Origin of the sequence: Synechococcus sp. MIT S9509 (genome assembly GCF_047303035.1) — a bacterium.
Classification (GTDB): Bacteria; Cyanobacteriota; Cyanobacteriia; order PCC-6307; family Cyanobiaceae; genus Synechococcus_C.
The window spans coordinates 1,086,963-1,105,657 of the sequence record NZ_CP138940.1 but is presented as its reverse complement, the minus strand read 5'-3'; the positions used below and the strand labels follow the sequence as shown (position 1 = coordinate 1,105,657).

At 55.5% G+C, this 18,695-nt stretch carries 24 protein-coding genes; 19 read left to right on the top strand and 5 right to left on the bottom strand.

Annotated elements, in window-relative coordinates:
• Window positions 1-56: 56 nt before the first annotated feature.
• The 3 genes from SIB73_RS06160 to SIB73_RS06150 all read left to right on the top strand — a co-directional run bounded on the left by SIB73_RS06160 (window position 57) and on the right by SIB73_RS06150 (window position 2,315).
• Window positions 57-1,262: a YbfB/YjiJ family MFS transporter gene (locus SIB73_RS06160; protein ID WP_413402064.1), complete on the top strand. Its 1,206-nt coding sequence runs from the start codon at window positions 57-59 to the stop codon at window positions 1,260-1,262.
• 485 nt (window positions 1,263-1,747) lie between these two features.
• Window positions 1,748-1,948 (top strand): hypothetical protein, encoded by a 201-nt coding sequence (locus SIB73_RS06155; protein WP_413402066.1) that lies wholly within the window; start codon window positions 1,748-1,750, stop codon window positions 1,946-1,948.
• Window positions 1,949-1,961: 13 nt separating this feature from the next.
• A complete protein-coding gene (locus SIB73_RS06150; RefSeq protein ID WP_413439749.1) occupies window positions 1,962-2,315 on the top strand; it encodes a hypothetical protein in 354 nt (117 codons plus the stop codon).
• Window positions 2,316-3,442: 1,127 nt separating this feature from the next.
• On the opposite strand, the gene SIB73_RS06145 is transcribed toward SIB73_RS06150, so the two are convergent.
• Together SIB73_RS06145 and SIB73_RS06140 are read right to left on the bottom strand one after the other, a co-directional pair.
• Window positions 3,443-3,805 carry a putative quinol monooxygenase gene (locus SIB73_RS06145; RefSeq protein ID WP_413402069.1) on the bottom strand — a complete coding sequence of 121 codons (363 nt, stop codon included), beginning with the start codon at window positions 3,803-3,805 and terminating at the stop codon, window positions 3,443-3,445.
• A 26-nt stretch (window positions 3,806-3,831) separates the two neighbouring features.
• The gene (locus SIB73_RS06140; protein WP_413402071.1) at window positions 3,832-4,095 is read right to left on the bottom strand and encodes a hypothetical protein; all 264 of its coding nucleotides are present in this window, start codon (window positions 4,093-4,095) and stop codon (window positions 3,832-3,834) included.
• Window positions 4,096-4,352: 257 nt separating this feature from the next.
• Between SIB73_RS06140 and SIB73_RS06135 the strand changes: the two genes are divergently transcribed.
• The 7 genes from SIB73_RS06135 (at window position 4,353) to SIB73_RS06105 (ending at window position 8,667) form a co-directional block, all read left to right on the top strand.
• The gene (locus tag SIB73_RS06135) at window positions 4,353-4,523 is read left to right on the top strand and encodes a DUF2256 domain-containing protein (protein WP_413402072.1); all 171 of its coding nucleotides are present in this window, start codon (window positions 4,353-4,355) and stop codon (window positions 4,521-4,523) included.
• 188 nt (window positions 4,524-4,711) lie between these two features.
• The gene (locus SIB73_RS06130) at window positions 4,712-4,873 is read left to right on the top strand and encodes a hypothetical protein (RefSeq protein WP_413402074.1); all 162 of its coding nucleotides are present in this window, start codon (window positions 4,712-4,714) and stop codon (window positions 4,871-4,873) included.
• 141 nt (window positions 4,874-5,014) lie between these two features.
• Window positions 5,015-6,001 (top strand): metal ABC transporter substrate-binding protein, encoded by a 987-nt coding sequence (locus SIB73_RS06125; RefSeq protein ID WP_413402076.1) that lies wholly within the window; start codon window positions 5,015-5,017, stop codon window positions 5,999-6,001.
• 2 nt (window positions 6,002-6,003) lie between these two features.
• Entirely contained in the window at window positions 6,004-6,744 is a 741-nt protein-coding gene (locus SIB73_RS06120) for a metal ABC transporter ATP-binding protein (RefSeq protein ID WP_413406373.1), read from the top strand.
• Between the two features lie 117 nt (window positions 6,745-6,861).
• Entirely contained in the window at window positions 6,862-7,656 is a 795-nt protein-coding gene (locus tag SIB73_RS06115; protein ID WP_413406375.1) for a metal ABC transporter permease, read from the top strand.
• 75 nt (window positions 7,657-7,731) lie between these two features.
• Window positions 7,732-8,316, top strand: coding sequence for a hypothetical protein (locus SIB73_RS06110; RefSeq protein WP_413402078.1), 585 nt, complete (start codon window positions 7,732-7,734; stop codon window positions 8,314-8,316).
• Window positions 8,317-8,388: 72 nt separating this feature from the next.
• Window positions 8,389-8,667 (top strand): DUF3721 domain-containing protein, encoded by a 279-nt coding sequence (locus SIB73_RS06105; RefSeq protein ID WP_413402080.1) that lies wholly within the window; start codon window positions 8,389-8,391, stop codon window positions 8,665-8,667.
• Window positions 8,668-8,701: 34 nt separating this feature from the next.
• Here the strand turns inward: SIB73_RS06105 and SIB73_RS06100 are convergent, their stop codons facing one another.
• Window positions 8,702-9,139 carry a hypothetical protein gene (locus SIB73_RS06100; RefSeq protein WP_413402082.1) on the bottom strand — a complete coding sequence of 146 codons (438 nt, stop codon included), beginning with the start codon at window positions 9,137-9,139 and terminating at the stop codon, window positions 8,702-8,704.
• Between the two features lie 218 nt (window positions 9,140-9,357).
• Here SIB73_RS06100 and SIB73_RS06095 point away from each other — a divergent pair, with 218 nt between their 5' ends.
• The 7 genes from SIB73_RS06095 to SIB73_RS06065 are packed head-to-tail and all read left to right on the top strand — an operon-like array spanning window position 9,358 to window position 16,064.
• The gene (locus tag SIB73_RS06095) at window positions 9,358-10,317 is read left to right on the top strand and encodes a permease (RefSeq protein WP_413402084.1); all 960 of its coding nucleotides are present in this window, start codon (window positions 9,358-9,360) and stop codon (window positions 10,315-10,317) included.
• Between the two features lie 16 nt (window positions 10,318-10,333).
• The gene (locus SIB73_RS06090) at window positions 10,334-11,023 is read left to right on the top strand and encodes a TIGR03943 family putative permease subunit (RefSeq protein WP_413406377.1); all 690 of its coding nucleotides are present in this window, start codon (window positions 10,334-10,336) and stop codon (window positions 11,021-11,023) included.
• Window positions 11,020-12,405, top strand: coding sequence for a hypothetical protein (locus tag SIB73_RS06085; protein ID WP_413402086.1), 1,386 nt, complete (start codon window positions 11,020-11,022; stop codon window positions 12,403-12,405). The genes SIB73_RS06090 and SIB73_RS06085 overlap by 4 nt, the downstream gene beginning before the upstream one ends.
• 27 nt (window positions 12,406-12,432) lie before the next feature.
• Entirely contained in the window at window positions 12,433-13,134 is a 702-nt protein-coding gene (locus tag SIB73_RS06080; RefSeq protein WP_413402088.1) for a metal ABC transporter ATP-binding protein, read from the top strand.
• The gene (locus tag SIB73_RS06075) at window positions 13,127-13,918 is read left to right on the top strand and encodes a metal ABC transporter permease (protein WP_413402090.1); all 792 of its coding nucleotides are present in this window, start codon (window positions 13,127-13,129) and stop codon (window positions 13,916-13,918) included. The genes SIB73_RS06080 and SIB73_RS06075 overlap by 8 nt, the downstream gene beginning before the upstream one ends.
• Window positions 13,919-13,970: 52 nt before the next feature.
• On the top strand, window positions 13,971-14,864 hold the full coding sequence (locus SIB73_RS06070) for a metal ABC transporter solute-binding protein, Zn/Mn family (protein ID WP_413402092.1): 894 nt from the start codon (window positions 13,971-13,973) through the stop codon (window positions 14,862-14,864).
• A gap of 33 nt (window positions 14,865-14,897) precedes the next feature.
• Window positions 14,898-16,064 carry a hypothetical protein gene (locus SIB73_RS06065; RefSeq protein WP_413402093.1) on the top strand — a complete coding sequence of 389 codons (1,167 nt, stop codon included), beginning with the start codon at window positions 14,898-14,900 and terminating at the stop codon, window positions 16,062-16,064.
• Between the two features lie 289 nt (window positions 16,065-16,353).
• Here the strand turns inward: SIB73_RS06065 and SIB73_RS06060 are convergent, their stop codons facing one another.
• Window positions 16,354-16,488 (bottom strand): hypothetical protein, encoded by a 135-nt coding sequence (locus tag SIB73_RS06060; protein WP_413402095.1) that lies wholly within the window; start codon window positions 16,486-16,488, stop codon window positions 16,354-16,356.
• A gap of 704 nt (window positions 16,489-17,192) precedes the next feature.
• On the opposite strand from SIB73_RS06060, the gene SIB73_RS06055 reads away from it, so the two are divergent.
• On the top strand, window positions 17,193-17,798 hold the full coding sequence (locus SIB73_RS06055) for a Crp/Fnr family transcriptional regulator (RefSeq protein WP_114992061.1): 606 nt from the start codon (window positions 17,193-17,195) through the stop codon (window positions 17,796-17,798).
• Window positions 17,798-18,088: a hypothetical protein gene (locus tag SIB73_RS06050; protein ID WP_413402097.1), complete on the top strand. Its 291-nt coding sequence runs from the start codon at window positions 17,798-17,800 to the stop codon at window positions 18,086-18,088. The genes SIB73_RS06055 and SIB73_RS06050 overlap by 1 nt, the downstream gene beginning before the upstream one ends.
• Here the strand turns inward: SIB73_RS06050 and SIB73_RS06045 are convergent, their stop codons facing one another.
• Window positions 18,089-18,664, bottom strand: coding sequence for a ferritin (locus tag SIB73_RS06045; RefSeq protein ID WP_413439748.1), 576 nt, complete (start codon window positions 18,662-18,664; stop codon window positions 18,089-18,091).
• Window positions 18,665-18,695 lie beyond the last annotated feature (31 nt).

The following is an 18,695-nucleotide window of genomic DNA, read 5'->3' as shown; positions in this document are numbered from 1 at the left end:
TTTTGATTGAGCTGAGGGCCAAACCTCGCTAATAAAGAAGTAATAGTGAGTCAGACATGTCCTCTGAGGTTCTCCCTGATCCGCCCCTACATCCTTTCAGGGCTACGCTTGCCGGAGTCTGTGCAATTGGCATTGCACTTGGTACATCGCGATATGCCTATACACCTCTGATTCCTGCATTGATTCGTGATGGTTGGGTCAGTGTTCCTGAGGCTGGATTTCTGGGCGGCTCTAATTGCATGGGCTATCTCGCTAGTTGCCTTCTTGCCATTGCTTTGCCTCGATATCTTTCGATCCGTTTTGTGATTCGTTTGTCATTGGTGATTGCTTTGGTTGGTGGACTGATGTCTGCTTTTGATTTTGGTTTTCGCTGGTTGGTGGTAGCGCGTTTTGTTGCAGGTTTGTCTGCCGCACCGTTGCTTGTTCTTACTCCATCAGTGCTGAATTCTCAAATTGGTGATCGTTGGAAAAAATTATGCAGTGGTCTTTCTTTCGCTGGTAATGGACTGTTTATTGTATTGATTTCATTGACTCTGCCATTCTTTCTCGAGTTTGATGTGCAGGTTTCATGGTTTTATGAGTCAGCAGTCACAGCCGTTGCCTGTGTCCTGGTGTGGCCTTTGTCTTCTCATGCTTCGGGCAAGCCTCTTGTGCGATCTGAAGTGCTAAATCACCATAATCGTGGCCAGAGAAAGGTTCTGCTTGGCCTGATACTTGCCTACGGTCTGGGTGCTGTGGCTGTCCAGCCCCCCACGCTCTTTTTAACTGACTATCTCCATCGCGATATTGGTTTGCGAGTTTCTGAGGCAAGTCAGGTTTTCAGTATTCTCGGTCTTGGCACTGCGCTGGGAGCTGGTTGCAGTGGTTTGCTTGCTGGGCTTACAGGCAGTCGATTCACACTCGTTCTTATCTATGTGTCCGGTGTCATCAGTTTGTTGTTGGTACTGTTGACTTCAAAAGTCTGGGTGTTGGCTCTTGCCGCAGGACTGGCAGGGGTGTTCCTCATGGGCCTGGTGGCAATGACCTCTCAACGGACAATGGAAGCTGTTGGTCATGCTAAGCACCCAAAAGTCTGGGGCAATATGACTTTTGCATTTGCGCTGGGCCTCACGGTCGGCAGCAATGGGATGTCAGCGTTACTTCAATACGGTCAAACCTATCTCGACTTATTCAGAATTGGCTTCCTCGTCGCATGCTCCGGTCTCGCTCTGACATTGTTTTTGAGCTGCCGTACTTTGCCTTCAGATCAGCAAACAACATGAATACTTCACCCATCCACCTGGTGATTGTTCAAACCCAATGCCTTTAGCATGCATGCATTGATCCGCTGAATGATTTCAGGTGGGAGTTTGAAGTCTGTATTCAGTGTTGGATGTGCTCCGTTTCGCTTTTCTGCATTAATTGTTTTGATGCTGCAGGCGTGCTTGGTCCCGCTTCAAGTTCCGCTGCGTTCAGCAAAGCATCAAGTTCTGAGCGATCCGCCATACTGCCTTTCAGTACAGTTGTATTGAAGTAGTTGGTGACTGACGTTCTCCATGCCCTCCATGCCGCCCTCCTCTTTCCTAGAAGGGAGGCATTCTTTCGGGTATTGGCCTGGAGTCAGTGAGCTTCACCGTTGTATCTAGCTTGTTGTCTGGGATCAGTTCATTGTTTCCAGGCACCGGCTTTCCTCAAGACATGAACAAGACAATGGTCAGGTCACGAGCCAAGTTGTCTCAACCGCTTTCAGTCATGCCAAGAGGTCTCGATGAATCTGCATGATCCGCGCTGGATTCTCCTGGCCTGGGCCGTTGTGGCTGTTGCTTCAGCAGTGCGCTTCTGGCGACTCACAGGCCCATTTCGCTCCAAAGCGAAGGAGCGTCAGCGTCTTGAATCGCTCAACCCTGACCAGATGCGAGCCTCATTGGAAAGGTCCTGGCTGAAAAGCGACGCACGAAACCATCGCTGAATAGGATTGTTGTATGGCTAATTCGATGGCGTCACAACAGTTGGAGCGGGAACTGTCCACGGCCCAGGAAATGGGGCGTTGGCTCAGTGATGACGAACTCAGGCAAATCGACCACGAGAAACGGTTGATTCGCAAGGATCAGGAGCAGAACTCTCAACGTCGTCAAAAGCTGGCGCTGTTCACCGTGATCTGCGTAGTATTGCCACCCCTTTGGCCTGTGGCTGCTGGGATTTCTCTGCATCTCCTGTTCCCACAGACATTTCGACGTTTCGTCTGGTTTGCAGGAGGCAGTTTGCTGCTGCTTGCTTCCCTTGGGGTTGGTGTGGGTGTCTTGGTTCTCTCGCTGCTCTGGATGTTGATCAGCTGATCTTTCATTCTGAACAACATTCAGTTTGCAACACAACAAACGCTTCAATCATGCAGTAATGATTGAAGCGTTTGTTGTGTTGATTATTAATGGAGACATGATTCTTGAGACAACAGTTCAGGTCAGCCTGATCGATCCGTTGTCAACCTGTCTGAGTAGATCACTGCGCAGCTTCAAATCCTGATCATCGAGATTTTTCAGCGTCAGCACTGATCGGTAAGCATCTTCGCTGATTCGGTTATGCAATTTAGCGTTCAGGTAGAGCTCGACCATGGGGAAATTAATCCAGAGAAAAGTCTAAACGCGCTGGTCAGGTAATTGTGAGAATTGGAAGGTTCATCGATCACCATCGGCAGGTGATTTTTAAGCAATGAGTGTCTGGGGTTGCTGTCTGAGCAGCAGGCCATCGACGCTTGCTGTGTCTGCCAAGATTTCATTGCCGTCTTGCAACTTGAGAGGTTGGCCGAACTCATGGTTTCGACTGAGCTCATGAGCAGGTGTATGGATCAGCGTGTCATTTTTTCATCGCTGAATTCCTCTGAAATTTTTTCAGTTTGTGGATGTGGCATGTCGCCACTAGTGTCTGAAAACAAAGGTTGAGTTGCAGGCCGCAATCATCCGCTGATGACTCATCGTGACCGCAACGGGGTCTGATCAGGCTCCTGAACAGAGCCATCGTTTCAGACTTTCAGTTGTCGGGGGGGCTCATCACTGTTCTGCGGATTTTCATTGCTTGTGACTCAAGTTTGACTGAAAGCTTAAACTCAGATGAAAAAGCTGTGATTAGGCCTCATTCATATCCAGTTCTCGTTAGGTTCTGATAGTTAAAAGTCTGATCCCGGGGTATCTGGGAAAAGGGGGTCCGATGGACAGAAAAGAGAATACTGATCCCAAGGATTTTATTGTCGTCGGAGGGAGACGCCGTTGGTTTTCCATTCCTGGAAAGGATGAGCGTTTCAGTGATCTTCAGCATCGGGTCAGCCAAGAGCGCGATCTTGCAATCCCTGATCGACCTCCGGAAAATGGATAATCAGGACCATGTTGTTTCATGGATTTGCCATCATGGTCCTGATCAATCCAGTTAAATAATGAACTATACGGTATTCAATGGTTAATCTTTTTAAATCCTAATTTCTGAAACCCGTTTTAAATTCAAAATATTCAACAGAAAAATCCTTTAACACTGGTTTAAGTTTCTCCAGCTCGTCTGATTCGCCATGCACTTCAAGTTTGAAGAGCTCGCACAGTTCCATGATTTCCTGCAGTAAATCGCCCACATTGTCCAGGTGTGCAATGACGCCAGCTGCACCGCGGTACCCTTCCCGGCAGTGGAGTGTCTGTTCTGATTTGGTAAACCCGTAATAAAGGCATAACGGTTCCCGGCTTGAACGATCGACGAACTGCTCACAGAGCTTCATTACTGCATCATCGCGTTCGGGTGGAACTCGAAAATAGGGATGGATTGAAATGCATTGGTCACCAGAAGTCATAAGGCTTGTTGACGTCTGTCCCTTGATTAGCCACGCAGGGTGCCACTGGTCAGTTGATGTTGTTGAACAGGATTGACTTCGTTGCTGCTGTGGACGTTATGGGCTTTTTGATGTGCCATCGATGTCACAAAACGTCGTCCAGCGCGATTGGCGTCTTCAACCGACCGATAGTTGCCCACGTGGGTGTAATCATGCCCATCACTGGTGGCTGACACTGAAAACAGATTGTTGGTGACGCGTTGTACGCTCCAGTGCATGAAACAGGATGCGGCCGATTGATGAAGAGCCATGTCGCACCAGAAACAGAATGTGTTCAAACTATGACAATTGCTGGTTGAAGGACTGCCAGCTTCTTATTTCTCAAATAGGTATTTCTTTTTGCTAAAGAATTACTGGTTCTGTTCAGGTTCGATCGGATTTGCATCCATCGGTCTGAGGTTGAGATCTGCGAGGTTGCTTGTTCAGAGTCCCGGAGCCTTCTGCGGGTGCTTTAGTTTTTGCACTTGATTCAAACGTTTTACGAGCTCATCGATTCAATTCAGCATTGATGAAACGCCCACGCGATCGTCCTTCAAAAACATGTCCGGTCTGTGGCAGGCCATTTCAATGGCGCAAAAAATGGAAAGATGTCTGGAACGAAGTGCGCTACTGCTCTGAACGCTGCAGGCGCCATAAAAACCGCGGCGCAGCAATCGGGGAATCTGAAGCCGATCACTGAGCTCTCCACCACTCCGTCCTGCAGAGGTTTGAAGCACAGAAAACCGTGTCATCCGACACTTCGACAGTCGTTCCAGGCAATGACCGCAGCCTCGGGTGAGTGCTGCCGCAGGTCCTGAACGTGGCCATCATGTCGACTGAGGCATGCATTGAGCCGGCTCATGTCCGCCGGTACGCAGCACAGTCACCATGTTTGAGATCGTCTGTGTTCTGATTCTTCCGGTGATGTTGATCATCTATTACGCGATTCAACGCCTTGTTGTGCATCACAGCAACATGGAAGTGAAGCTGATGATCCATGACCTGATAGTGGAAGCCATGAACAAGCATGATCAGGATTTTGATAACTGATCGTCACCCCGGTGACCATGTTTGCTTCACCTGTTTGTTGTCTCTTTGTCGCCAACACTCGATTCGACCACAACACGCGTTCGGTGGCTTGCAGCTGTCATGGCAATGCCTTGACCTGGAGGACTCTTTTAAGCTCAGACGATGGCTATCGGGAAGTGCTGTTTGAGGGTGTGGAAGAGAAGTCCGAGCACTTCACTGATCTGGGTGGGATTGCTCTTGATTTCAGCTGCCTGTGGCAGTGCGACGCGGCTTGATCCCGCAAAGAACGCTGTTCCTGATTCCGCCCAGGACAGCCGGCCGAAGGTTCTGACCACATTCACCATCCTCGCTGACATGGCCCGTAATGTTGCCGGCGACAGGCTTCGCGTGGAGTCCATTACAAAACCGGGAGCTGAAATTCACGGATATGAGTTCACTCCTAGCGATATCGAACGTGCTTCAGGTGCCGATCTGATCGTCGAAAATGGACTGGGTCTTGAACTCTGGGCCAGACGTTTCACCGAAGCGGCGGGTGACGTGCCCACCGTGACCCTCAGCGATGGTGTTCAACCACTGTTGATCGAGGAGGACGCCTACGCCGGAAAACCCAATCCCCATGCCTGGATGTCTCCACAGGCTGCTCAGACTTATGTCGACCGCCTCGTTGAGGCTTTTTCAGAGCTCGATCCTGAGGGCGCATCGCAATACGCCGCCAATGGGGAGGCTTACAAAGCCAGGCTTCTGGCGCTGGATGGTGAGCTGCGCAATTCGCTCCAGGCTCTTCCCCCCGAGCAGCGTCTGTTGGTGACCTGCGAGGGAGCGTTCAGTTATCTGGCGCGCGACTACGGCCTGAAGGAGGCCTATCTGTGGCCCGTCAACGCCGAAAGCCAGATCTCACCACGCCGCATGGGTCGGTTGATTGAACGGGTGAAACGGGATCAGGTTCCAGCAGTGTTCTGTGAAACCACTGTCAGTGACAAAGCCCAGCGCGAGGTTGCCAGGGCATCCGGCAGTCGTTTCGGTGGCAGCTTCTATGTCGATTCCTTGTCGGAAAGCGACGGTCCTGCCCCGACACTGCTTGATCTGCAGCGCCACAATGTGAAACTCATTCGAGCAGGGCTGGGTTCCGCCGCCGATCCAACGCCATGACCATTCGGATCGCAGCCGAGCAACTCTGTGTCGATTACAACGGCTCCGTCGCGCTTTACGACGCATCTTTAACGCTGCCCGCAGGTTGCATCTGCGGAATGGTGGGGATGAACGGAGCGGGCAAATCCACACTCTTCAAGGCACTCACAGGCTTTGTCCGTCCGTCCCGGGGACGGATCCGCATCAACGGACTCAAGGTGGCTGAAGCTCAGCGGGAACAGGCTGTGGCCTATGTGCCCCAGAGCGAGGGCATCGATTGTGACTTCCCTGTTTCCGTATGGGACGTGGTGATGATGGGCCGCTACGGCTCGATGAACCTTTTGCGCATTCCACGTCAGTCCGATCGCCTGGCGGTGCGCAATGCCCTTGAGCGTGTTGAACTGCTGGATCTCAGGGATCGTCCGCTTTCAGCCCTTTCCGGTGGCCAGCGCAAAAGGGCCTTTCTGGCCAGAGCCATTGCCCAGCGCGCTTCGGTGCTCCTGCTTGATGAGCCTTTCAACGGCGTTGATGTGCGCACTGAAAAGCTCATGGCTGAACTGTTTCTGCAGTTGCGCAGTCAGTCCTGTTCGATTCTGATCTCCACCCATGACCTCAGTCATGTCCGTGAATTCTGTGATGTTGTGGTGTTGATCAACAAAACCGTGCTGGCTTACGGAGAAACGTCTGAGGTGTTCACACCGGAGAATCTTTCCCAGGCCTTCGGCGGTCTCCCCCCCGATGTGCTGCGGGGACAGACCCCATGAGCATCAAGCTCTCGATGATGGCTTTCTGTCTGGTGGCGATGGCTCAGCAACAGAGCAGGGAAAGAAGGGAGCCCACCCTTGCCTGAATTCCTGCTGGAACCACTGCTTCACGACTTCATGGTTCGCGCTCTGATGATCAGCGCGCTTGTTGGAGGAGTCTGTGGTCTGCTCTCCTGCTACATGACGCTCAAGGGATGGGCCCTGATGGGGGATGCCGTATCCCATGCGGTTCTTCCCGGTGTGGTGCTGGCCTATGCCCTTGGGTTGCCTTTTTCACTGGGGGCTTTCGTGTTCGGAGTGGGGTCTGTAGCCACCATCGGATTCGTGAAGCAGAAGTCGCGAATCAAGGAGGACACGGTGATCGGTCTTGTGTTCACAGGGTTTTTCGCTCTCGGTCTGGTTCTGGTCTCGAAGACGCGCAGCAATATCGATCTCACCCAGATCCTGTTCGGAAACGTGCTGGGGATCTCCGCGGCCGACATCCAGCAGACCTGGATGATCTGTTTTGTTGTTGTGGCGCTGCTGTTGCTGTTCCGAAGAGATCTTCTGCTGTTCTGCTTCGATCCAACCCATGCCCGCTCGATCGGAATCAACACCGGTCTGCTTCACTACCTGCTGCTGTCGGTGCTGTCGCTTGCGGCAGTCGCTGGCCTTCAGACCGTTGGCATCATTCTTGTGGTGGCCATGCTGGTGACGCCGGGCGCGACGGCCTACCTGCTCACTGATCGCTTTGATCGCATGACCTGGCTGGCGATCGGCAGCAGCGTGCTCTCCAGTCTTCTCGGTGTTTACCTCAGTTACTGGACCGACAGCTCCACGGCAGGCTGCATCGTTCTCGTCCAGACCGGACTTTTCCTGCTGGCATTTCTGCTGGCGCCACGCCACGGAATTCTCTGTCGCCCCTCTTCATGAGGGTTGAGCTGATCGTGTGCTCAACCTTGTGATCTAGCTACACAGCCCATAGCCACGATCTGTTCAATGTCTTTGATGCAGCGCTCATCAGTTCTTGCTGCTGCTTGTGCAGTCTCATCCCTGATGTGCTCACAGGTTCAGGCCAAGCCTGTGGTTCAGGTGTTCAACACTGCAATCACTGAAGCTGAGGTCAATCAAATCCAGCAAGGTTGGTGCGATGCCCTGCTGGCCATCAGTGCTGCCTACCAGAACGGTGGCTATGACGCGGCCAAAGCCAAGGCTGCGGCCGTGATCGATACGGCTTACGCCTACAAGTTCGGGCCTGTGGCTTTCAAGCCCACCTACTCAATCGGTGATGAGACCTTCCGCACCAGCCGAGATGGTGCACTCGCTTACTTTGTGGGGCCGGATCCCACAATCCCTCAGTTCAGAGACAAGAAGCTGGGATTCGCCACCTATCGCCACTGGGTCAGATGTGAGATCAAGGATTATGTGATGCAGTTACTAGGCAACACTGCAAACACGATGGGGCAGGTGATCCTCACTGATGCTCAAGGACAAACGGCAGCTCCGGAGAAAACCTGGACGTTCATCCGTGAAATGGATGGCTCGGTTCGCATCCTCCTGCATCATTCATCAGCACCATTTGATGCTCGTTAGTTCGTAAAGGGGGTGCCAATGGCTGGGCTGATGTTGGAGAATGGGTCAAACACATCTGCGTAGTCCAGCCTGATGCTCCTCTCCAACCGATCCGTCGTTCGGGGTTCCCTGGCCGCCCTGGCCGCACTCACGCTCGTTGGAGCACAATCGGCCCGGGCCCACCACGTTCCAGGCGACGATCACTCCGGCATGCTTCTTTCCGGCCAATCCACCAGTATCCAGGGTAAGAAAGCCTTGTTCAGCACAAAAGCTGAGGCTGAAGCCGCTGCTCCTGGTTTCGATTGCGAGGGGGCTCACCAGATGGGTGGTCGATGGATGCCTTGCTCACTTCATGGCAAGGGCGCTCACTGATCAGCCTGTTGATTCCAATCACCGCTTCAGGTCATCAGAGCAGTGATGGCCTGAGTCGACTCGGCCGGTAGCTCAGCAGAAATTTCTGATCCTCGGCTCGAACCGCAGTGATGCAGTCTTCTTCTGTGTTCCAGATCCAGATCTGTTGAGGAATCTGTCCAAGATGATTGACCGTGGTGCTGACAGGGGAGCCGTAGCGGGCTCTCAGGCCTGCCAGCACTTCAGTCATGGAATCGCTCGGCAGGCTGTACACCAGTTGTTCCAGGCCCTGATCGCTGAAGCGCAGATCAAGCTCTTCAACGGGGATGTCGCCGATGTGCTGGCTGCTGATGCGATAAACAACCGAAGAATCCGCGTCGAGTGAGCGAGCTGTCTCCAGAGAAACGTTCAGACGCTCTTCAACAGTGGAGCTGTCCATTCCCCACTGCAGGCCGGGAATGCAGGCCATCGTCTGTGCGGGAGCCAGAATCATGACGACTGCCATCAGCGGACTTATCACCCATCGCCACGAGAGCCGCATCAGAAAGACAAGGCCGACAACACATGCCGGACGTTAGTGGTGAGAACCGCAGGTGTCTCTTCCCTTTCAGCAGCTGATCCGCTCAGGAGTGCGCTGTCGACATTGCAGCTGATGATTCCTAGGTTGATCCGACCACCGATTGCGGTTGTGGCTGAAGGGCCCTGAGCTGAATGACGCGTCTCGCCACAGCCTGGGCCATTTTTCAGGGTCTGCTCATTGAAGCGCTGCCGTTCCTGTTGCTCGGCGTCACCATCGCAGGACTCGCCCGCTGGATGGTTCCCCAGTCGGCCTGGGTCCGTCGTCTGCCGAGGAATCCCCTGCTGGCACCCATCGTTGGAGCCTTGCTCGGGTTTGCCCTTCCGGCCTGCGAATGCGGCAATGTTCCAGTGGCTCGTCGCCTCCTGGCCAGCGGCGCACCGCTCGGTACGGGATTCGGCTTTCTTTTCGCTGCGCCGGTTCTCAATCCCATTGTTCTGGCCAGTACATGGGCGGCATTTCCCGACAAGACCTGGCTGCTCTGGGCCAGGCCTGCTGGTGCTTTTGCGATTGCACTGGCTCTGAGCGCTCTGCTGGGACTGATTCCTGAATCACGCCTGCTTCAGGCTGCTCTGCTGGAAGAGCGGAGGCTGAGTCAGCCCCTGTCCTGCCTCGGATTGCTGGAACGCCGAACAGGCATGGTCGGCGCGGGCCCTGCCAGGCCTGAAAGGCAATCCCAGACAACAGCGCTTGCACCGCATGAGCTTCTGTCTCACAGCACCAGGGAATTCCTCAGCCTGCTCACCTTGCTGGTGCTCGGCAGTGCACTGGCTGCAGTGGTGCAGACCTGGCTGCCGCGCAGCTGGCTTCTGGCGCTGGGAAGTGCTCCGACGCTCTCGGTTCTTGCTCTGATGTTGCTGGCGTTGGTGGTCTCGGTGTGTTCGAGTGTGGATGCTTTTCTGGCCCTAGGCTTCGCCGCCCAGGTCACTCCGGGAGCCTTGCTGGCGTTTCTGTTGCTGGGGCCGGTGGTCGATCTCAAACTGGCCGGGTTGTTCACTGTTTTGCTGACCCCGCGAGCCATCGCAATCACATCGCTGGCTGCATCACTGATGGTTCTGCTGATCGGTCAGTGGGTGAACCTGATTCAGATCTGATGAGGTGTCAGCCGTGATGAGGTCTTTGCGTCATCTGCGTCGCTCCGCAGTTCTTCCCCCTCTGGTGCTCACGCTCTGGGGCTGGGTGCTGGTGTGGAGCAGCCTGTCCTCCCGGCTGGATCTGCTGCTGAATGCGGCCTTTCACCCGGTGGTCGTCATTGCCGGTGTGGTTCTGATGCTGCTCGGACTGCTGCAGTTGCGGCTGCTCGGTCGGCGTCGCGCAGGAGTTGCGCCACTGGGCTGGCTGTTGTCCGCATGCGTGGCGTTGCTGATCCTTGTTCTGCCTCCGGAACCCTCCTTCAGTGATCTGGCCGCAAGCCGCCCGGACAGTCTTCCGGCGGCTCCAAGCCTGAGTTTTTTCCTGCCTCCGGAGCAGCGCACGCTGACCGAGTGGGTGCGTTTGCTTCGAAGTCAGCCTGATCCGGAGTTGCATGCGGGTGATCCTGTGAGGATCAGTGGTTTTGTTCTCGATCGCCCCGGCGAACCCTTGCAGCTGGCCCGCCTGACCGTGCGTTGCTGCCTGGCGGATGCAACGCCAGCCGGTCTGCCGGTGGACTGGCCGGAAGAGGCAAATCCTCAGCCGGATCAATGGTTTTCGATTGAGGGAACGATGATCGTGCAGGAGCGCAATGGGGTGCCGGTCAGTGTGGTGAAGCCCAATCGGATGACTCTGATTCCCAGGCCTGAGCGCCCGCTTGAACCATGACCCTGCAGGCTTCACCAGCTCGGCCGCGGCTGTTGTTCGGATGCCTTGCGGCTCTGGCCGGACTGGCTGTTGTGCAGCAGCAGATTCTGTTGCGACGTCCACCCTGGCTTCACTCCGTTGCCATTCAGCCGCTTCGTTCCGGAGCCGCTGCGCTGGATGTGACATTCAGCAGGCCGATGAATCGCGACACTGTCGCAGCCAGTTCCCTGGCTCCGGATCTTCCTCACAGCTGGCTGGGTCGACAGAATCGGCTGCGGCTTCTGGTGGACGCCGGCCAACCCATTGAGGGCCCACTGCGCCTGGGTCTGCTTGGTCAGGATCTGAGGCAGTTGTCCCTGAAGAGGCAAGTGGTCTGGTGGAACCCCAGGCCTCATCTCCTGGCGGTGGTTCCCAGCGCCGATGGAGAACAGTTGCAGCTGCGTCTGCGGGATGGACGATGGCAGCCGCTCGCTCCTGTGCAGGAGCGCATCCTGCAGATTGAACCACTGGGCAACGGCACCGGGGTGGGACTGGTCAGCGATGACAGTGAGGCACGGCAGCGTGTGCTTCTGCGTCACCTGAGTCAGCGTGCACTGAGCATTCGTGAGCAGGGTCTCGGTGATCCTGATCTCGGCAGTCTGGAGGAGCTGGAATCCGGAGCTTCTGGATCACTGCTGTTTGCTCATCTGAGCAGCAATCAACTCGGTGAATTAATGGTTCAGCTTGGCGGGTTTGAGCCGGAAAGTGATCGTGTCTGGATTCAGTCCAGGGGCAACGAACAACGGGAACTGGATCTTGAGGCCAGCGGTCCTCTGCGTCTGCTGCCCGATGGCAACGGGCTGGTGCTGCCGTCCTACGACGGTCTCGAGCTGTTGCCACTCAATCCATCCCTGGATGGAGGATCACGACAGTCGCTGCCTGGGAGCCGGGAGGTGAAGGCCTTCTGTTCCGGTTCCGGTCGCGCTCTGCTGGTGCGTCACTGGCCTGATTACCGCCGATCCCTTGAGCTGGTGATTCCCGCCCGCCCTCCACAGCAGGTCTGGCTGGGTGAGGCCGGCGTGATGGCGGCGGCCTGCGATAACGGCGGTGATCGACTCTGGCTGGTGCTGCGCGATGCCGGTCTGCGCACCGAGGATGTGCTCCTGCAGCTCAACAGCGAGGGACAGGAGATTCGTCGACGTGCTCTGGGTCCATGGCGTTTGAGTTCGGGGTCGGAACTCGATTACGACCCGGTGAGTGATCGACTGCTCACCGTGGTGCAGAAGCCTGAGGCCGATCATGGACGGATCGCTTTGATCGCCGGCAGCACACTCAGTCTCGAAGTGCTCAATCAACCTGCTGTGCTGGCGCGTTGGCTGCCTGCCGGTGGTGCTCTGACTGACTTTTCTGATCCGACTCGATAGGTTGAGTGAGAATCGTTCTCACTGACCGTGGGGGTGCCGCCTCTTGTTGCCCAGGGTCTTTCCGTCTCCTACGGCAACCATGTCGTTGTTGATGATGTCTCGCTGACCCTGGAAGCCGGAACGCTCACGGCTCTGGTCGGCGCTAACGGTGCCGGTAAATCCACCTTGCTGCATCTGCTGCAGGGCCGGTTGTCCCCCTCCGCCGGCAGGGTCGCCTGCGATGGCATGCCGATCCAGAGCTGCCGTGACCGCGTGGTGCTGATGCCGCAGCGTGGGCGGATCGACTGGTCATTCCCGATCACCGTGCGTGAGTTCGTGGCTCTTGGAGAGATGGGGAACAGCTCCTTCGGTTGTTGTGACAGGGAAGCGGCGTTGCAACGCGTTGGTCTGGAAACGCTGGCGACTCGCCGATTGGATGCCTTGTCGGGAGGTCAGCAGCAACGAGCATTGCTGGCACGCACGCTGGTGCAGCCATCGAGGGTGCTGTTGCTGGATGAACCCTGCGCCGCGATTGATCCGCCCTCCCGTGAGCAGTTGATTGCTCTGATGCGTCAACTTGCTGATTCAGGTCAGACGCTGCTGGTGAGCAACCACGACTGGGGCGCGGCTCTCGATCTCTTTGACCGCGTGATTGTCCTCGATGGCAGTGTCGTGGCTGATGGTTGTCCCGAGCAGGTGCGTCGCATCCTCGGCCGCAACCCTGCTTCCCAGGAGTCATGCCATGAGTGAGCTTGATCTCTGGCTGGTTCCCCTGTTGATGGCCTTGCTTGTTGGGGTGCTCTGTCCGGTCACCGGCACTCTGCTGGTGACACAACGACGCGTGTTGCAAGCGAATCTGATTTCCCACGCTGTTCTTCCCGGAGTTGCCATCGCGGTGGCATGCGGTGTGGACCCGGCCATCGGCGGTGTGATCAGCGGTCTGTTGGGGTCTCTTGCGGCTGAGCGCATGCAGCGGGGACAACCAGCTGGACAGGAAGCTGTGATCAACACGGTGCTTGCAGGCTTTCTCGGCCTCGGTGTGCTGCTGATTCCGGTGCTCAACATTCGCCTTGATCTGGAGGCTCTTCTGTTCGGCGATCTTCTGATCGTCGACTGGGCAGACATGTGCCGGGTTCTTGTTGCTGCCGCTGCGATGGCTGTGTTGCTGCTGAGCCGCTACAGGCAACTGGTTTTTCTGGGTGTCGATCCGGAGGGTGCCCAGGCAGCGGGCTTGCCGGTCCGGGGTTTGCAGTTGGTTCAGGCACTGGTCACATCCATGGTGATCGTCAGTGCGATGGCGGCTGTCGGGGTGATTCTGGTGATCGGCCTGCTGTGCGCCCCTGTGCTTCCGGGCCTCTGGCGAGTCAGGAGTCTGCGTGCCGCAATGCTCCAGTCGGCATCGGTGGGCCTGGCCCTGAGTGCCGTGGGCTTCCTGTTGGCTGTTCCTCTCAACTTGCCTCCAGGCCCCCTGATCGGAGTGGTTTGCATGGTTCTGCTCTGTCTGCCAGGCCTGCGACCTCTCAATGCGGCATGACTTGCGAGGTCGGTGAGAATGATTATCATTTCCAGAGATATTTTGTCGCACCTTGCCCGTCCCTCTCGTCACGGCAGCAGCAGGAACCCTGTTAGCAGCTGCGTCTTCAGCCCCCACGGTTGTTGCAGTTGATGGCGTTCTTTGCGACATCACCAAGAAGCTGGTGGCTGATCAGGCCCGAGTGATTTGCCTGATCCCGCCGGGCGCAGACCCGCACACGATGGCCCTCAGGCCGGCTGACCGCAGCAATCTCAGCAAAGCCAAGCTTGTGCTGCTGAACGGTTACAACCTCACCCCCGCTCTCAAAGGCGTTAAAGCGGGTGGTCCGGTCGTCTCCGTTGGCGAAATTGCCGTTCCCAGCAATCCCCTGAATGATCCGCATCTCTGGCATGACCCCGCCATCGCGGCATCCATGACCAATGCGGCTGCGGCGAAGCTCAAGCCTGTGTTCAGCGGCTCTCAGGACGCCGCGATTGACCAGCGCCGTGCTGCCATGGATTCAGTGCTCGGTTCACTGGGAACCTGGACCGGGCAACAGATTCAGACAGTGCCTGCTGAACAGCGAGTTCTGATTACGGGGCATCGTGCCTATTCCTTCCTGGCCCGTCGGTTCGGCATTCGCGAGCTTCCGGTCGTCGATGAATACGCCACCGGTGGCCGCATGCGCCCCTCCAGCCTGAGTTCCATCAGCAAGGCGATCAAGAAATCCGGAACCAAGGTGATCTTCCCTGAAGCACTGCCTCCTTCCAAGACGATGCGACGGATCAGCAAGGCCAGTGGCGTTCCACTTGCCGGCAAGCCCCTGTTCGCTGATGGCCAGGCTCCAGGGAAAAGTCTTGTACAGACAGCAACCGGAAACATCTGCACCTTCGTTGTTGCCCAGGGCGGTCGTTGTGATGAAAACGGTGCAGCTCAGCTTCAGGAGAGATGGGCCTCAATTCGCTGATTCATCTGCACGTTGTTCCGAATTTCTGATCCGATGCTCTTCTCTCGTCTTTCGTTCCTGAATGCCGCCGCGGTTTTTGCCTTGCTGCTGGCCGGTGACACTGCAATCCGTGGTGTTCATGCCCATGGCGGACATGGTGGTGGCGAACAAGTGCCCGAGGGTGAATTCCGGGTGACTCCGGTGATCACCATTGAGGGTCATGGAGGTATGGAAACCAACCTCGATGGCAAGCCTGAGCACTACGCCATTGATGGTCAGTTTGGTTATGTCTTCGAATGGGGATTGCCCAACAACGGTGTTTTCGCCATTGAAGGTTCCATAGGACCTTCTCTCGTGTATGGAGAGGCTGAACACTTCTATGGGGTGGTTCACGCTCATGGTCACGACGACCATGACGACCACCCTGGTCACGGTCATGGGGACCATGACGATCACGATGACCATGACGACCACGCTGGTCACGGTCATGAGGACCATGGCGATCACGATGATCATGGCGACCATGCTGGCCACGGTCATGAGGGGCATGACGATCACGATGACCATGACGACCACGCTGGTCACGGCCATGAAGGCCATGACGATCACGATGACCATGCTGACCACGGCCATGACGACCATCATGGTCATGCGCATGGATCAGGCGCACCGTTCAAGCGCACCGATGTTCGTGGTTATCTGGCTGCCCGCTATCAGCCCAATGAAAAGCTGGCTTTCCAGGTTGCCTGGATGCCTTACTACGTGACAGGTCCCGGAGAAGAGTTCGGGGAAGGTCTTAAAAACGAAGTGGGTGTGAACATCACATACGCCTTTGGTGACGGCGATGTGAATTTTGCCCTGGGTGATGGATTGGAAGATGTGATCGACGGCGTTTTCATCTCCGTTGAAAACAGAACCGGATGGGAATCCGACAGCACCTATATCGGCAACTACACCGATGTCTGGCCTGGATTTGGTTTCAACGTTGACCTGCTGAATATCACACTGTCTGGTGGACCTCGTTTCTATGTGCCAGGCAGCTATTCAGGTCTCTCTTCCCGCACCGACTGGGGCGCTGAGCTTGAGCTTGAATATCCGATCACGGACACCATTGCTCTGTTTGCTCACTGGGAACCTGTCTACAGCTCTGAAGATTGGGGCTCAGAGGGTGGCAAGGGCTGGAACCACCACATCGGCACTGGCGTGACCTTTTCGTTCTGATCGGCTGCAGATCGTCTGCTCATCACCTGTTCAGACAATCTTGACTGGCTCGGTTTTTAACACTGCCTGCTGCAACCCTGAGTTGCAGCAGGTTCGTTTATGATTTGTGAGATCCTCCTGCAGATCTGAGCACTATCAATACTTGTAATGTTGCTGTTGGCATGACACCGATCGGAATTGAACTGGTCTACATTGATTTGAACAGCGTTGGATGTTTAAATATCATTATTCATAGGTGGTGTTGAGTTGACACTGACACCGGTTTTCTGATTTAAAACGATCAGCTTGTTCAGCCCACTTTCTTGATTTGCATCCACATAATTGTGCTGATATCGATTTTGATCAAGGTTTCAAGATGCTCCTGTGTTAATGCTCGGGCATCATTTTCTTGCCCCTGAAGAGTGAGCTTTGAGAGTTGACCCATGCACCAGTTCTGGAGTGCAGCTGCCTGGGCTCTGCGGCATCCGTGATGGCACTGTTCCGGCAGATCCATAAACCTGGATTTGATGGAATATGTCTACTTGTGCTCATGAATCAGTGCGGATCCAAGCTCAACATCTGCACGTAGCGAAATTCACCCTTTGCAGTTCCAGTATCAAATGTATTGATCTTTTTGAGTTGGTGATCCCGTTGTTGTTAGGGCTTTGCCTCCGTTCTGAATTTCAGTCTGGCCGCTTTCGTTCAAGGCATCATTTCTCTCAATCATGAAGTTCCTGCTTGACCGGCGGATCTCTGTTCAGCAGCTGCCGGTCAGTGTTTTTTGGGAAAGCTCCAGGGCTTGATGGTTGAGGCCTGGGCCTGAGCTGGCATAGGCGCTGATTGCGATTTGCGGACGCACGGAGCCCATATGTAACGAGGTGCTACGGCTGATCGACAGCAATTTTCTTGGCTGCTCCGGACCTGCCTTGCCGTTCCGCCGATCGCTTCGATAGCGGTTTTTGCAGCTGTCAAGTGGGATTTGGCCGGTTGTGGAGGTTGTCTTCTCTACTTCAAAGCCGGCGTCTTGTCGGGACCTCCGGTAGCAAATGGCTCAAATGAACCCCTACTGCTCCTGAGAATCGCTTGCATGAAGCGCAGTTTTGCTTCTAAAGTCGAGATCGATTCTCAATAGCAGGACGTTATCCGTCCATGACTCTCTCGGCTTACCGGTTTCTTCCCGATGCTCCCGTGGCATTGATGACGATGCCTCGTCACCAGACCGTGTTGATCGACCCGGCTTCTGCTGGCCAAGGCAGCATTCTTGAGGTCCACGAAGGCTTCTGCCGCGTTTACTGCCCCTGCGAGGAAACAGAGGGCATGACCCTCGCTTTTCTCCAGGCCGGTGATCGCCTCAGAACAGATCGCCTCTGCAGCGAAGGCATCTGCGTTGAAGCTCTCACAGACCTTCGCCTGGCCCGCAGCGTTTCATCTGACGATGAGGTCGGTATGGACGCGGTCAATGAATGGACGCTGCAGCTTCTGCGCATCCGTCACCTCGGCCAGGCTGAACAGAGGCTTCATGCGCTCTTTGCTCTGCTGGTCAATCGACTCGGCAAGCGTTGCAGCGATTGCTTCCAGCTGCCCTTCCGCCTGACCCATGACCGCCTTGGTGAGCTGATCGGAGCCACACGCGTCACAACGACCCGTCAGGTCTCCAAGTGGAGAAATGTGGATCAGATGAACTGTTCCGGTGGCGAATTCACCATGAACTTCTCGATCGACATGATCAGCACCGCACCTCTGACTCATCTCTGATGGCTGTGATCACCCGCCAGGGCAGCAATCTCATGTCATCGCTCTGCCGTGATGCAGATCGCTGCTCCAGGCGGAGCCGTCAGATCACTCAGCAATGCAACCTGTGCCTCAGCAAGTCCCTGTTGAAACGATTGCACACTGAGCAGGCTCAGATTGAAAGACATCTCCGAGAACTCCAGAAGTTGATCGCAGGACTGGATCGCGATGCCCTGATCGATCCTGTGGCTGTGGATTTCGTCAGTGAAGTCACCCGTCGGGCACTGCTGAAGAGTCGTTTCTCGCTGAACTGATCACTCCAGCTGGGCGGGATGGGCGATTCCCTCTCTCAGTTCGTTGTCAATGATCAGCACTGCAGCTGCTTGGCCATCAGCGAATTTTGTTCGTCCAAGCAGATGAGCAGCTTCATGTTCGGCTTTGATCTGTGCTTCGACCATTGTTTCGAGGAACACGGTGCTGCGTGTGTCTCCAGCCTGTTCCGCCGCTATTAAAAGTTGTTGGAGCGACGTTGTTACATCTCTTTCCGTCAGAAATGCGGTGCACGTGACGTCGAGCACTGACTCCCAGGACTGATCAGGAGCCTCGAGGGCCTGCAGTTCCGGGGATTGTGCGCGTGCGATCAGGTAGTCAGCAACCTTGGCTGCGTGCTGTTGCTCTCCCCTGGCTTCATCGTTGAAGTGCTTTGAGAAACCACGCAATTCCCGTTCACCCATCCAGATGGCAGCGGCGAAATAGGTCGCATGGGCCTGGCGTTCCATGTTGAAGTGGGCCTGAAAGCCCTCTAGCAAACTCGGGTCCATGGATTCGGCCATGGCTCGACCGGATGGACCTTTCAGCGCTTGAACCTGCTTTGAGGGGTCAGACAACATGAAACCAAGGCACCTATGTATCAAATTTACA